Raw genomic sequence first — 736 nt, 5'->3', positions numbered from 1 at the left:
CAGTACCGACGTGCGGCCGAAGATCACTTTGGCATGCGAGGTGTGCAAGCACCGTAACTACATCACCAAAAAGAACCGCCGCAACGACCCGGACCGGCTGGAGCTGAAGAAGTTCTGCCCGAATTGCGGCAAACACCAGGCGCACCGCGAGACGCGGTAACCGCCGACCCGCGAGCAGTTGCTGAGACTGACTAGGTAGGTTCTACAGCCGTGGCGTTGAGCGCAGACATCGTTGGGATGCATTACCGGTATCCCGACCACTACGAGGTGGAGCGGGAGAAGATTCGCGAGTACGCCNCCGAACTCGGGTATAAGGGCTTGCTGGCTCCGTTGACGTTTATCTGTGTGTTCGGCTACAAGGCCCAGGCGGCGTTCTTCAAGCATGCGAACATCGCGACCGCGGAGGCGCAGATCGTCCAGGTAGACCAAGTGCTGAAATTCGAGAAACCGATCGTGGCGGGCGACAAGCTGTACTGCGACGTCTATGTGGATTCGGTGCGTGAGGCGCACGGCACCCAGATCATCGTGACCAAGAACATCGTCACCAACGAGGAAGGTGACCTCGTGCAGGAGACCTATACGACCCTGGCGGGCCGTGCCGGCGAGGATGGAGAGGGATTTTCTGATGGCGCTGCGTGAGTTCAGCTCGGTGAAGGTCGGAGACCAGCTTCCGGAGAAGACCTACCCGCTGACCCGCCAGGATCTGGTGAACTACGCCGGAGTTTCGGGTGACTTG

2 protein-coding genes are annotated in these 736 nt (G+C 59.7%); both read left to right on the top strand.

Going from position 1 to position 736, the window contains the following annotated elements; genetic code table 11:
- Positions 1-10: 10 nt before the first annotated feature.
- Entirely contained in the window at positions 11-160 is a 150-nt protein-coding gene (gene rpmG / locus IEY39_RS30330) for a 50S ribosomal protein L33 (RefSeq protein ID WP_003403273.1), read from the top strand.
- A 50-nt stretch (positions 161-210) separates the two neighbouring features.
- On the top strand, positions 211-639 hold the full coding sequence (locus IEY39_RS30325) for an FAS1-like dehydratase domain-containing protein (RefSeq protein ID WP_188938393.1): 429 nt from the start codon (positions 211-213) through the stop codon (positions 637-639).
- Positions 640-736: the final 97 nt, after the last annotated feature.

Origin of the sequence: Puia dinghuensis (assembly GCF_014642875.1) — a bacterium.
Lineage (GTDB): Bacteria > Bacteroidota > Bacteroidia > Chitinophagales > Chitinophagaceae > Puia > Puia dinghuensis.
The sequence above is the reverse complement of the archived record's forward strand: the minus strand, read 5'-3'. Positions and strand labels throughout refer to the sequence as shown.